Here is a 12,989-nt window from a genome sequence, read left to right as displayed (position 1 = left end):
AGTTGTAGGGTGCACCGGTCTCCGCGCCCCCGAACGTCCCGAAAGTCCCGCCGTGAACACCGCCCTCGCCGAGGTCCTGTCCGTCGTCCTGCTCGTCGTCGTCCTCGGCTGCGCGGTCGCCCGCCCGTTCGGACTGCCGGAGGCGGTGGTCGCCGTACCGGCCGCCGGGATCGCCGTCGCGGCCGGTGCCGTCTCCCTGGACCACGCCCGTGCCGAGGCCGAACTGCTGGGCCCGGTGCTCGGGTTCCTCGCCGCCGTGCTCGTGCTGGCCAGGCTCTGCGACGACGAGGGGCTCTTCCAGGCGTGCGGGGCGTGGATGGCGCGCGCCTCGGCGGGGCGGCCCCGGCACCTGCTGGGCTCGACGTTCGCGCTGGCCTCCGGCATCACGGCGGTGCTCAGCCTGAACGCGACGGTCGTGCTGCTCACGCCGGTGGTGTTCGCGACCGTGGCCCGGCTGGGCGCCCGCCCCAAGCCGCATGTGTACGCCACCGCGCACCTGTCGAACACGGCCTCGCTGCTGCTGCCCGTGTCCAACCTCACCAACCTGCTGGCGTTCACCGCGAGCGGGCTGACCTTCACACGGTTCGCGCTGCTGATGGCGGCGCCGTGGGCGGTGGCCGTGGCCGCCGAGTACCTGGTGTTCCGCCGGTTCTTCGCGGCCGATCTGGACGCCGGGGCACCGTCTGCCGAGGAGCCGGCCGAGGCGCCCGAGCTGCCGATGTTCGCGCTGGTCACCGTCCTGTGCACGCTCGCGGGGTTCGTGGTGACGTCCGCGCTCGGGATCGAGCCCGTGTGGGCGGCGCTGGCCGGGGCCGTGGTGCTGTCGGTCCGCGCGCTCGTCCGCCGCACCACGAGCCCGGGCGCGCTGTTCCGGTCGGTCTCCCTGCCCTTCCTCGCGTTCGTGCTGGCGCTGGGCGTCGTGGTGCGCGCGGTGGTCGACAACGGCCTCGCCGACGCGCTCGGCCGCGTGATGCCGTCGGGCACCGGCCTGCTCGCCCTCCTCGGCGTCGCCGCCCTCGCCGCGCTCCTCTCCAACGTCATCAACAACCTGCCCGCGGTCCTCGTCCTGATCCCGGCGGCCGCCCCGCTCGGCACGGGCGCCGTCCTCGCCGTACTCCTCGGCGTCAACATCGGCCCGAACCTCACCTACGCCGGTTCCCTGGCCACCCTGCTCTGGCGCCGGATCGTCCACCAGCACGACCACGACGTGGACCTGGGCGAGTTCACCCGCCTCGGCCTGCTCACCGTCCCGGCGGCGCTGGTCTCCTCGGTGGTGGCGCTGTGGCTGTCGCTGCTCGCCTTCGGGGGCTGAGACGACCACGCGCGAGGGGCTACGAGGGAGGTGACCGTCAGTCGTCGTCCCGCAGCCCCTGTCGGTACTCCCCCGGCGGCACCCCGTAGCGCTGTCGGAACACCCGGCTGAAGTGGAACGGGCTGCCGAACCCGGAGGCGGCGGCCACTCGTTCGACGGGCAGTTCGGTGGCCTCCAGGAGCCGGGCGGCGTGGAGCAGGCGGGCGTGGCGGAGGGCACGCATCGGGGAGTGGCCCAGTTGCTCGGTGAACAGGTGTGCGAAGCGGGACGGGGAGAGGGAGACGCGCTCGGCGAGGGAGCGCACCGTGTGCGGGGCTCCGGGGTCGGCGGCGATCAGGTCCTCCGCCCGGCGGATCCTCGGATCCGCCCCCGACCGGCGCGGCTCGGCCCGGGCGGCGGTGAGCAGCACGACCTCCTCCAGGGAGCAGAGGGCGAGTTCGCGGGCGGCGGTGCCGTGCGCCACGGCGACCTCACCGCCGAGCGGGACGGCCCCGGGCTTCGACGTCTCCGGCCCGGCGGGAGCGGCCGCCGACCGCGTGTCCTCGGCGCCCACCGAGGCGGTGACAGGCGTCGGCGGTGTGCCCTCACCGGTCCAGCGGGCGTCGGCGAGCATCCGGCGGAAGGCCGCGTCGACGCGTGCACGGACGCCGCCGGGGGCCGACGGCACGGCGTACAGCCGGTCCGCGGTCTCGTACGGGCGCAGCCAGGCCGTCCAGGACGCCCGGGCCTGGCAGTGCACCCACCAGAACGCCCAGTGCCCGGCGCCGGGGCGGACCGCGTAGCGCTGCGGCACACCCGGGCCGAGGACCACCAGGTCGCCGGGGGCGGCCGGCGTCGCGGCCGTGCCCTGCCGCAGCAGTCCCCCGCCGCCCGTGGTCCAGGTGAACAGCCAGCTGTCCGCGCCGCGCGGCCGGTGCACGGCGTACGGCGGCCGCTGGTCGAAGCGTCCGATGATCACCTGGCCGGGCGGCGGCGACGGATCCGCGGGCGCAGCAGTTCCAGGCAGGTCGTCAGCATGCACAGGCATCCTCCCCAAAGGGTCGCGGACCTAGCGTGAGGCACGTAGGACGACGGCGGAAAGGGATGCGCGGATGGCAGCCACAGACAAGGTGCGGTTCGAGGAGAACGGCTATCTGGTGGTGCGGGGACTGTTCTCGCCCGCCGAGATCGAGGAACTGTGCGACCGGTTCTCGGCCCTGCGGGAGGGCGGCCCGATCCCGGGGCACTTCCAGCCCCGCCCGCCCACGGCGGACGCGCCGGCCGACCCGCTGCACGTCCATCCCCGCGTCATGCACCCCCATCGCATCGACGACCTCTCGCTGCGGGTGCTCCTCGACGCACGGCTGCGGGACATCCTCGAAGGGCTGCTCGGGGAGGAGGTCCTGGCCGCGCAGAGCATGTTCTACTTCAAGCCGCCGGGCGCCCGGGGGCAGGCGCTGCACCAGGACAACTTCTATCTGCGGGTCGAGCCGGGGACGTGTGTGGCCGCGTGGATCGCCTGCGATGTGATCGACCGGGACAACGGCGGTCTGGAGGTCGTGCCGGGGACGCATCGTATGGATCTGTTCTGCCCGGAGGAGGCGGACGCGGAGGTGTCCTTCGTCCGCGAGTACGTGGCGCCGCCGCCCGGCCTGACCGCCGTGCCCGTCGACATGGCCCCGGGCGACGTCCTCTTCTTCAACGGCAGCCTCGTCCACGGCTCCCAGCCCAACCGCACCGCCGACCGCTTCCGCCGCTCCTTCATCGGCCACTACGTGGGCCGCTCCACCGAACGCATCGGCCGCTACTACGAGACGCTGACGATGAGCGGCGACTCCGTGTCGCTGCCGGAGAGCGAGGGGGCGGGCCCGTGCGGCACGGAGTTCGAGCCGATGGGCGCCCACTGACGGGGGCCCCGGCCCCGGTTCAACCCAGTTCGAGCAGTCCCCGCCGGACCGCCTCGGACACCGTGCTCGCCCGGTTCTCGGTGCCGAGCTTGCGGTAGACGCGGACCAGGTGGGTCTTGATCGTGGCCTCGGCGAGATGGAGGGAGGCGGCGATGGACCGGTTGCTGTGCCCCAGCGCCAGCAGCCGTACGACCTCGATCTCCCGGTCGCTCAGGGCGGTCCCGGGGTCGGCGAGGTGACCGGCGAGGTGTCCGGCGGCCTCCGGGGCCAGTCCCATGCCGCCGGCCGCGGCGGCGCGCACGGCCCGGAACAGTTCCTCGGGCGGGCCCGCCTTGAGGATGTAGCCGCGGGCGCCGGCCGCCATCGCCCGGACGACGTCGCCCTGGGTGGCGGAGCCGGTGAGGACGACGACCCGGCTGCCGGGGGCCTCGGCGGTGATCCGCCGCGTCGCGTCGAGGCCGTTGACCCGGGCGCCGGGGGCGGTGTCGTCGGTGAGGCGGAGGTCCATCAGCACCACGTCGGGGCGGAGTCGCGTGGCGAGACCGACGGCCTCCTCACCGTCGCCGGTCTCGGCGATGACGGCGAAGCCGGGTTCACCGGTGAGGAGGGCCCGCAGGCCGGCGCGTACGACGACGTGGTAGTCCACGATCAGGACGCGCAGCGGGGTGCCGTTCGGGGCGTTCACCGGCTGCCCGCCAGGGCGAGGGCGTCCACGGGGAGGCTGGCGCGGGCGAGGGTGCCGCGGCCGGGTGCGCCGCGGACGGTGAGCGAGCCGCCGAGGGCGCCCAGGCGCTCCCGGCCGGCCGTCAGACCGAGGCCCCGGTCTCCCGGCTTCGCCGTCGCCCTCGCGGTGTCGAAGCCCACGCCGTCGTCCCGTACCTCGACGGCGACGGTTGTGTCGTCGCGGTGGTCGAGGGTGATCCAGACGTGCCGGGCGCGGGCGTGCTCGCAGGCGTTGGCCAGCAGGCCCTGGGCGACGCGGAGCAGGGCGGCGGCCCGGTCGCTGGGCAGGGCGCCCGGCTCGCCCTCGGTGCGGAACACCACCCGCGAGGGCGTGGCCGTGGTGCGGGCGCAGAGGATGCGCAGCGCGGTACCGAGGTCGTCGTGCTCCAGGGCGGGCGGGGTGAGGTCGCTGATGATGGTGCGGGTCTCGGCGAGGTTGGCGCCGAGCGCGTCCACGACCGCACGGACCTGGGTCCTGGCGAGGTCGGGGCGGCGGTCCCAGTCGCGGTCGGCGGCCTGGAGGAGCATGCGGCTGCCGGCGCGTTCCTGGGCGAGCGTGTACCCCGTCCCCGCACCCCGTCCCCGCGCCTCATCCGTCACGGATCGATCACCCCGTACCGCTCTCGCCCGATGCCCGCGTGCGCCGGGGCGCGCGCTGATTGAATGAGGCGGCTCCACCAAAACCTCATACGGCCTTCACAGGAGGCCCCCGTTGAAGGGCGTCGGCGTGGTTCTCAAGGGGCGGGTCAGCGAACGTGAGCGGCTCAACCGGCTGGTGGCGGAGGTACGGCAGGGGCTGAGCGGGGTCGTGCTGCTGCGGGGCGACGCCGGGATCGGCAAGACCGCACTGCTCGATCACGCGGGCCGGGAGGCCGCCGATCTGCGGGTGTTACGGGTGGCGGGCGTGGAGTCGGAGTCGGGCTTCCCGTTCGCCGCGTTGCAGCGGCTCCTCGCGTCGTTCCTGGACGGGCTGAAGGAGCCCGGTGTGCTGCCGGCGTCGCAGGCCGAGGCACTCCGGGTGGCGTGCGGGCTGGCCGACGGGCCGCCCGCCGACCGGTTCCTGGTCGGGCTCGCGACGCTGACGCTTCTCGCGGAGGCCGCGAAACAGCGGCCGGTGCTGGTCTGCGCCGACGACGCGCAGTGGCTCGACGACGAGTCGCTGGGCGTCCTCGCCTTCGTGGGGCGGCGGGTGCACGCCGAGGGGGTCGGGCTGCTGTTCGCGGCCCGGACCGGGTTCGAGGCGCCCGCGGGCCTGCCGGTCACCGAGGTCGCCGGTCTTGAGGAGCCGTTCGCCCTGGAACTGCTGCGGGAAGCCGTCGCCGGGCCGCTGGACGCCCGGGTGGGCGCGCGGATCGTGGCCGCGACCGCCGGGAACCCGCTGGCGCTGGCCGACCTGGGGCAGGAGCTCACCGCCGACCAGCTGTCCGGCTCGCTCGCCCTGCCCGAACCGCTGCCCGTGGGCGGCCGGCTGGAGGCGCACTACCTCCGGCGGGTGCGCGAGCTGCCGGAGGCGGCACAGACCTGGCTGCTGCTGGCCTCGACCGCACCCGGCGGCGACGTCGGGTACGTCACGAGCGCGGCGCGGCTGCTCGGGATCGGGCCCGAGGACTCGGGTCCCGCCGAGGCGGCAGGGCTGGTGGTGCTGCGCACGGCCGCCGAGTTCCGGCATCCGCTGGTGCGGTCGGCGGTGTACGGCGGTGCCACCAGCGTGGAGCGGCGGCGGGCCCACCGGGCGCTGGCCGAGGTGACGGACCGGCCGGCCGACTCCGACCGGCGGGCCTGGCATCTGGCGGCGGCCGCCCTCGGGCCGGACGAGGCGGTGGCCGCCGAGGTGGAGCGCTCGGCCGACCGGGCGGGCTCCCGGGGCGGCTACGCGGCCCGCGCCACCTTCCTCGGCCGGGCCGCCGAGCTGACCCCGGGAGAAGTCGCCCGGGCCGGCCGGCTGCTGGCGGCGGCCGAGGCCGCGCTGTCGGCGGGGGCCCCGCTCCAGGCGGAGTCGCTGCTGGACGCGATCGACGTCGGGCTTCTCGGCGATGTCGGCCGGGGCCGGGCCCTGCTGGTGCGCGCCCACGCCGTCACGCTCCTCGGTGACGCGGGCTCGTTCGCCGCGGCGCCCGCGTTGTGTCTGCGCGCCGCGCGGGCCCTCGCCGACGGGGCGCCGGAGCTGGCCCGGGAGGCGCTGCTGCGGGCGGTCGACCGGGCGATCACCGCCGAGCACCTCATGCGGGACACGACTGTCGCCGACATCGCCCGTGCCGTGGACGACCTGCTGCCCCGCACGACGCCCGCGACCGGCGTCGACGTGGTGCTGCGCGCCTTCGCCGTCCTCGTCACCGACGGCTACGAGCGGGCCGTGCCCCATATGCGGCGGGCCCACGAGATGCTGCGGGACCCGCGGACCTCGGACGAGGACGTGCTGCGCGCCTATCTGCCCACCACCACTCTGACGATGATGCTGTGGGAAGAGGAGGCCCAGCGCGCGGTCATGCGCCGGGCCGCCGACGTCGCCCGCGGCACGGGCGCCCTGTCGCAGCTGGACACCGCCCTGTACTGCTCGGTGATGCACGAGACGAACCTCGGCGAACTGACCCTCGCGGACGAGCTGCACGCCCAGGGCCACCAGATACGGGCCGCGATCGGCGCCACCGACGACATGTGGGAGCTCTACCGGCACCCCGAGCTGCTCGCCTGGCACGCGGACGCCGAGGAGCTGGAGTCGGTCCTGCGCGGCTCGATGGAGGCCGGTACCTGGCTGGGCAACGGCGCGGTGGAGTCCATCGCCCGTATAGGCATGGCGGTCCTCGCGCTCGGCGCCGGCGACTACTCCCGGGCCCGCGCGATCACCCAGGAGCTGACCGGCCACGACGTGTTCGCCTACCATTCCCGGCTCCTCCCCCACCTGGTCGAGGCGGCCGTCCGCTGCGGCGACCGTGTCCTCGCGACGGCCACCCTGCGGACCCTCGCCTCGCGGGCGACGGCCACCGGCACCCCGTGGGCGCTCGGCCTGCTGGCACGCTGCCGGGCCCTGCTCGCGCCCGCGGGCGACGCCGACGCGCTGTACCGCGAGGCGATCGCCCTGCTCTCCGGCAGCGGCGCCCGCGCCGATCTCGCCGTCGCCCATCTGCTGTACGGCGAGTGGCTGCGCCGTCGCAAGCGCCGCAAGGACGCCCGTGAGCAGCTGCGTACGGCCCTGGCCCTGTTCGACGGCATGGGCGCCAAGGGCTACGCGGCGCGCACCGCGCAGGAGTTGGCGGCGACCGGCGAGCATCCGCGACGCGGTGCGGCGGGGGCGGGCAGCGCGCTCACCCCGCAGGAGCTGACCATCGCCCGGCTCGCCAAGGACGGCGCGACCAACGCCGAGATCGCCGCCCGGCTGTTCATCAGCGCGAGCACGGTCGACTACCACCTGCGGAAGATCTTCCGGAAGCTCGACGTCACCTCACGGCGGCAGCTGTCGCGGGTACCGAAGCTCTGAGGCCGCTGTGGCGGGGTGGGGAGCCGCGGCATAGCGTCGACGCACGGCCCGTGTCATGACTACGCGTTCCACGGGATTCGGCGCCGCCCCGGCCCGCCGGAGGATGCACGGGTCGGACACGCCCGCAGACGGGAGCACCCCATGCCGTACGTCACCGCAGCAGACGGGGCACGGATCCACTACAAGGACTGGGGTCAGGGCCGCCCGGTCGTGCTGAGTCACGGCTGGCCACTGAACTCCGACAGCTGGGAGGCGCAGCAGCTGTTCCTGGCCACGCACGGGTTCCGTGTCGTCGCGCACGACCGGCGCGGTCACGGCCGGTCCACCCAGACCTGGCACGGCAACGAGATGAACACCTACGCCGACGACCTTGCCATGCTGATCGACACCCTCGACCTGCGGGACGTCACGCTCGTCGGGTTCTCCACCGGCGGCGGCGAGGTGACCCGCTACATCGGCCGGCACGGCACCGGGCGCATCGCGCAGCTGGTGCTGGTCTCCGCCGTACCCCCGTTCATGCTCAGGACCGACGACAACCCCGGCGGCGTCCCCGTCGAGGTGTTCGACGCGATCCGCGCCGGGTCGCTCGCCGACCGGTCGCAGCTGTACCGGGACCTCGCCGACGGCCCGTTCTTCGGCAACAACCGGCCCGGGGCCGATGTGTCGCAGGGAGCGCGGGACTCGTTCTGGCTCCAGGGCATGCACTCCGGGCACCGGAACGCGTACGAATGCGTCGCGGCCTTCTCCGCGACCGACTTCCGCCCCGATCTCGACGCCGTCGACGTGCCCGCCCTCGTCATCCACGGCGACGACGACCAGGTCGTGCCGATCGAGGTGGGCGGCAAGCCGTCGGCGGCCCGGATCAAGAACGCGACGCTGAAGGTCTATCCGGGCGCCCCGCACGGCATCACGGACACGCACAAGGAGCAACTCGGCGCGGATCTGCTGGAGTTCCTCAACTCCTGAGCACACAGGCCCTGTTCGCCCTGGTCACCTCGTTCACCTCGTTCCAGCCCCTGGAAGGAAAACGATGAGCAGTCCCGACACGATCGTCCTGATCCACGGTTTCTGGGTGACACCCCGGAGCTGGGAGCACTGGATCGCCCACTACGAGAAGCGCGGCTACCGGGTCCTCGCGCCGGCCTACCCGGGCTTCGAGGTGGAGGTCGAGTCGCTCAACGCCGACACCACCCCGATCGAGAAGGTGACGGTCCCCCAGATCGTCGACAACCTGGTGACCCTCGTCCAGGGCCTCGACAAGCCGCCGGTCCTGATCGGCCACTCCGCGGGCGGCGTCTTCGTACAGCTCCTCCTCGACCGGGGCCTCGGCGCGGCGGGCGTGGCGATCAACTCGGCGCCCACCGAGGGGGTCGCCGTACTCCCCCTGACCCAGATCAAGTCGGCGTTCCCGGTGCTGAAGAACCCCGCGAACCGGCACCGCGCGGTCGGTCTCACCTTCGAGCAGTGGCACTACGCCTTCACCAACACCTTCCCGGAGGAGGAGTCGAAGGCGCTGTACGAGCGGTACGCCGTCCCCGCGTCCGGCAGCATCTTCTGGGACAGCGCCCTGGCCACCCTGCGTCCCGGCCATCAGAGCACGTACGTGAACTACCACAACGACGACCGGGCGCCCCTGCTGTTCGTCGCGGGCGAGAAGGACCATCTGATGCCGCCCAAGGTGCAGCAGTCCAACGCCAAGCACTACAAGTCGCACACGGTCACCGAGGTCAAGGAGTACCCCGGGATGCCGCATCTGCTGCCGGCCGCGCCCGGCTGGGAGGCGATCGCGGACCAGGCCCTCGACTGGGCGGTCTCGCACGCGCGGTAGCTCTCGTGCCTCGGGATGGCCGTCGGCACGGCCGTCCCGGGCCCTTCCGGAAGGGATCTCCGTATGACCGGTGTCCGTGTCACGCACATCGGCGGCCCGACCACCCTGATCGAGATCGGCGGGCTGCGCCTGCTCACCGACCCGACGTTCGACCCGCCGGGGCGCCGCTACGCCTTCGGCTGGGGCACGTCGTCCCGCAAGACGGCCGGCCCCGCGCTGTCCGCCGCCGAACTGCCCCCGGTGGACGCGGTGCTGCTCACCCACGACCACCACGGCGACAACCTCGACGACGCCGGCCGCGCCCTGCTGCCCGGCACGGAGACCGTGCTCACCACCCCGTCCGGGGCCCGGCGGCTCGGCGGCAACGCACGCGGACTCGCCCCCTGGGACACCTGGAAGCTCTCCTCCTCCGACGGTACGACCGTCGAGGTGACCGCCACCCCCGCCCGGCACGGCCCGCCCCTGTCCCGCCCCGTCGTCGGCGAGGTCACCGGATTCGCCCTCGGCTGGCCGGGCCAGCGGTACGGGGTGCTGTGGATCTCCGGCGACACGGTCCTCTTCGAGGGCGTCCGGGAGGTGGGCCGCCGCCTGACCGTGGGCACCGCCCTGCTCCACCTCGGCGGCGTCGGCTTCCCGGTCACCGGCCCGCTCCGCTACACGATGACCGCCGCCGAGGCCGTGAGCGTCTGCCGGCTGCTCCGTCCCCGTACCGTCGTGCCGGTGCACTACGAAGGGTGGAGTCACTTCCGCGAGGCCCGCGCGGCGGCCGAGCGGACGCTCTCCGAGGCTCCGGCCGCCGTGCGCGACGTCTTCCGCTGGCTGCCGATGGGGACGGCGACGGAGCTCAGCGTGTGAGGGCCGTCCCCTCGTCGTCGCCCGCCTCCAGCAGGTCCAGCGCCCGTTCCCAGTGGAACGTCTTGCGCCCGCCGTCCTCCTCGACCCCGCCGGCGTACGGATCGCCGAACCGGACGCCCATGCCGCGCAGCCGCTCCAGGCTCGCGCCGTACGCCGGGTGGGCGGCGAGCGCGTCGGCCACACAGGGCAGGACGGCGATCGGGACGCCGAGGCCGTACGCCTCGCACAGGGTGCCCAGGGCGAGAGTGTCGGCGGTGCCGGCGGCCCACTTGTTGACGGTGTTGAAGGTGGCGGGCGCCACCACGACGGCGTCCGGCGGCGGGAACGGGCGCGGGTCGCCCGGTGACCGCCAGGCGGAGCGGATCGGGCGGCCGGTCCGCGCCTCGATCGCGGCCGTGTCGAAGAAGCCGCCCATGGCGACGGGGGTCGCGATGACCCCGACCTCCCAGCCGCGCTCCTGGGCGGCCGTGATCAGCTTGCCGACCTCCACGGCGATCCCGGCGGCGCAGACGACGACGTAGAGGAAGGGCCTCCCGCCCTGTCCGGGCCCGGCTCCGGTCGCTTCTCCAGTCGCAGTCACCGTCGAACCCTATAGAACGGGGCTCGGCCTCCGGGTCACCTCTCGACGAAGCGTTCGACGTCCGCGGCGGTCGGCCGGAGCAGTCCGTCGCGTACGGCGAGGGCCGTGGCCTCGGCGCGGGAGGCGGCGCCGGTCTTGCGCAGCAGGTGCTCGACGTGGGTGTGCACGGTGCGCGGGGACAGGAACAGCGCCTGGGCGATGGCCTGGTTCGTCTGACCGGTGGCCGCCCGGGTGAGCACCTCCAGTTCGCGCGGGCTGAGGCCGTACGGCAGCGGGGCGGGCGTCTCGTGTACGAGGACCGCCCGGCGTACGACGGCCGTGCCGAGGGTGTGGCGGCGGACGGTGACCCGGTACCAGTCGGGCCCGACGGGCCAGAGCAGGCGCAGCCGGCTGCCGTGCGAGTCGGCGAAGGCACGCAGGACACGGTGGAACTCGGTGTCCTGGAGGACCACGGCGGGGTCCCGGCCGGGGAGTTCGAGGGTGTCGTCGGCGACGACCAGGCTCGCCCCGCCCTCCGCCGGGAGGTCGGGGAGGTCGCCCGCGTGCGCGGTGGGGTCCGCGAGGACGCCCAGGGCGGGCAGGAGGGAGGCCAGCAGGTGGCGGGTGCCGGTGTCGTAGGCGTCGGGGGTCGCGGTGGACAGGGTGATCAGGCCGACGAGGCGGCCGTGGTGGCGCAGGGCGCCCGTCACCGCGTCACGGACGCCCGCCGGGCGCATGCGCTCGGCGTAGAACCAGCCGTCGCGGTAGCGCTCGCCCGGGTCCTCGACGTCCTCGCAGATGGACGGCGGGATCTCGCTGCGCAGGACGTTGGCGTACCAGGGGGTCGACACGAACTCGGCGGCCAGGGCCTCGGAGACGTCGGCGTCGTAGCCGACGCCCGCGACCTGGACGTAGGTGCCGGTGATCGGGTCGATCTCCAGGAGGGTGGCGGCGTCGAGGGGCAGGGCGCGGCCGAGTTCGTGGAGGGCCTCGGCACAGGCGGAGGCGGTGTCGCGTTCGCGGGTGAGCATACCGATACGGGCGGCGGCCGCGATCTGGTGATGGGTGAGCATGCGAGCCTCCCGGGGCCGCCCCGAGACCGGAGAGGTCTTTTGGGCCCTAACGATAGAGGGGCTCGGATCGGTGGACAAGGCATTCACCGATCCGTGACGTACGGGCCCGCTGCCGGCCGCCCGCCGTACGCACTCGGTATTTGTACGGATGGTGGGGCGGGGCGCCGGGGTCTTTCCTGTTCGGCACAGCAGGACGCCCGCCGCTGACGGGCCCCGTCCCCCTTGGAGATCCCCGCCATGACCAGACGCCCCCTTTCCGTCACCCCGGCCTCGCGCAGGCAGTTCCTCGCGTGGTCCGCCGGAGCTATCGCCACGACCGGACTGGCCGCCACGGGCTGCAGTGCCCCGGAGAGCAGCTCCGGTTCGGCGAAGGCGGCGGGCGCGTCCCCCTCCGCGAAGAAGCTCACTCAGATCGGCCTCGACTACCCCTTCACCCAGATCCCGCTCTACAGCACCCTGGTGCAGCTCTCGACGACGGCCGCGAAGAAGCACGACGTCAAGCTGCTGACGACGAGCGACGCGAGCAACCCCGACACCCAGGCCAGCAACCTCAACACCTGGGTCACGCGGAAGACGCAGGCGATCGTGTCGTTCCCGATGGTCTTCGAGGCCACCGAGTCGATCGCCAAGGCCGCGCTCGACGCGGGCCTGATCTGGGTGACGTACGGCGGGACACTGGAGAACCAGAGCGCCGACATCCGGTTCAGTTTCCGCGAGAGCGGCACGCTGCTGGGCGAGTCGGCCGCGAAGTGGGCCAACGACGAGCTGGGCGGGAAGGGGAAGATCGCGTTCCTGGTCGACAACACGATCGAGCTGGGCCGGGAGCGCACGAAGGGCATGATCGACGCGTTCACGAAGCTCGCGCCCGGTGTCGACGTGGTGGCGCAGGAGCAGGCCATCGACCCCGACACGGGGCTGTCGAAGTCCAACGCGCTCCTCGCCAAGCACCCCGACCTGAACATCATCCTCGGCATCACGGACGCGGCGGCGTACGGCGGGTTCAAGGCGTTGCAGCAGGCCGGGCGGAAGAACGGCGACAAGAAGACGTTCGTCGGCGGCCAGGACGGCTCGGCCCCCTCCCTCCTCGCCATCAAGCAGGGCACGTTCTACCGGGCCTCCGCCGCCCTCGCCCCGCTGGACATCGCCAACGCGATCGTCGACGTGCCGCTCGCGGTCGCCGCCGGGAAGGCGAACCCCAGCGTCGAGGTGCCGGTCAAGCTGATCCAGCGCGGCGACACGGCGGAGATCGACGCGCTGCTCGCCCAGAACGGGTAGGGC

12 protein-coding genes are annotated in these 12,989 nt (G+C 73.8%); 7 read left to right on the top strand and 5 right to left on the bottom strand.

What is annotated here, in order from left to right:
• The first annotated feature begins 52 nt into the window (after nt 1–52).
• Complete coding sequence (locus OG272_RS44090; protein ID WP_405895862.1) at nt 53–1,312, top strand: SLC13 family permease; 1,260 nt, start codon at nt 53–55, stop codon at nt 1,310–1,312.
• Between the two features lie 37 nt (nt 1,313–1,349).
• Here OG272_RS44090 and OG272_RS44085 read toward each other — a convergent pair whose 3' ends face one another.
• Entirely contained in the window at nt 1,350–2,339 is a 990-nt protein-coding gene (locus OG272_RS44085) for a helix-turn-helix domain-containing protein (protein ID WP_327726483.1), read from the bottom strand.
• Between the two features lie 64 nt (nt 2,340–2,403).
• Here OG272_RS44085 and OG272_RS44080 point away from each other — a divergent pair, with 64 nt between their 5' ends.
• Nucleotides 2,404–3,198 (top strand): phytanoyl-CoA dioxygenase family protein, encoded by a 795-nt coding sequence (locus OG272_RS44080; protein ID WP_326574129.1) that lies wholly within the window; start codon nt 2,404–2,406, stop codon nt 3,196–3,198.
• Nucleotides 3,199–3,217: 19 nt separating this feature from the next.
• Here the strand turns inward: OG272_RS44080 and OG272_RS44075 are convergent, their stop codons facing one another.
• Entirely contained in the window at nt 3,218–3,883 is a 666-nt protein-coding gene (locus OG272_RS44075; protein WP_326574130.1) for a response regulator transcription factor, read from the bottom strand.
• Complete coding sequence (locus OG272_RS44070) at nt 3,880–4,521, bottom strand: ATP-binding protein (protein WP_327726484.1); 642 nt, start codon at nt 4,519–4,521, stop codon at nt 3,880–3,882. The genes OG272_RS44075 and OG272_RS44070 overlap by 4 nt, the downstream gene beginning before the upstream one ends.
• Before the next feature lie 112 nt (nt 4,522–4,633).
• On the opposite strand from OG272_RS44070, the gene OG272_RS44065 reads away from it, so the two are divergent.
• The 4 genes from OG272_RS44065 (at nt 4,634) to OG272_RS44050 (ending at nt 10,079) form a co-directional block, all read left to right on the top strand.
• Entirely contained in the window at nt 4,634–7,396 is a 2,763-nt protein-coding gene (locus OG272_RS44065; RefSeq protein ID WP_327726485.1) for an AAA family ATPase, read from the top strand.
• Between the two features lie 141 nt (nt 7,397–7,537).
• On the top strand, nt 7,538–8,362 hold the full coding sequence (locus tag OG272_RS44060; RefSeq protein ID WP_327726486.1) for an alpha/beta hydrolase: 825 nt from the start codon (nt 7,538–7,540) through the stop codon (nt 8,360–8,362).
• Between the two features lie 64 nt (nt 8,363–8,426).
• Entirely contained in the window at nt 8,427–9,224 is a 798-nt protein-coding gene (locus tag OG272_RS44055) for an alpha/beta hydrolase (RefSeq protein ID WP_327726487.1), read from the top strand.
• Nucleotides 9,225–9,287: 63 nt separating this feature from the next.
• Nucleotides 9,288–10,079, top strand: a complete 792-nt coding sequence (locus OG272_RS44050; RefSeq protein WP_327726488.1) for an MBL fold metallo-hydrolase — start codon at nt 9,288–9,290, stop codon at nt 10,077–10,079.
• On the opposite strand, the gene OG272_RS44045 is transcribed toward OG272_RS44050, so the two are convergent.
• Nucleotides 10,069–10,659 carry a flavoprotein gene (locus OG272_RS44045; RefSeq protein ID WP_327726489.1) on the bottom strand — a complete coding sequence of 197 codons (591 nt, stop codon included), beginning with the start codon at nt 10,657–10,659 and terminating at the stop codon, nt 10,069–10,071. The genes OG272_RS44050 and OG272_RS44045 overlap by 11 nt on opposite strands.
• 35 nt (nt 10,660–10,694) lie before the next feature.
• On the bottom strand, nt 10,695–11,711 hold the full coding sequence (locus OG272_RS44040) for a LuxR C-terminal-related transcriptional regulator (RefSeq protein WP_328224548.1): 1,017 nt from the start codon (nt 11,709–11,711) through the stop codon (nt 10,695–10,697).
• Nucleotides 11,712–11,948: 237 nt separating this feature from the next.
• Here OG272_RS44040 and OG272_RS44035 point away from each other — a divergent pair, with 237 nt between their 5' ends.
• Nucleotides 11,949–12,986: a sugar ABC transporter substrate-binding protein gene (locus OG272_RS44035; protein WP_405895861.1), complete on the top strand. Its 1,038-nt coding sequence runs from the start codon at nt 11,949–11,951 to the stop codon at nt 12,984–12,986.
• The last annotated feature ends 3 nt before the right edge of the window (nt 12,987–12,989 follow it).

This window comes from Streptomyces sp. NBC_00104, assembly GCF_045160825.1.
GTDB lineage: Bacteria > Actinomycetota > Actinomycetes > Streptomycetales > Streptomycetaceae > Streptomyces.
Note: the sequence above shows the minus strand (reverse complement) of the source record. Positions and strands in the feature narration are given on the sequence as shown.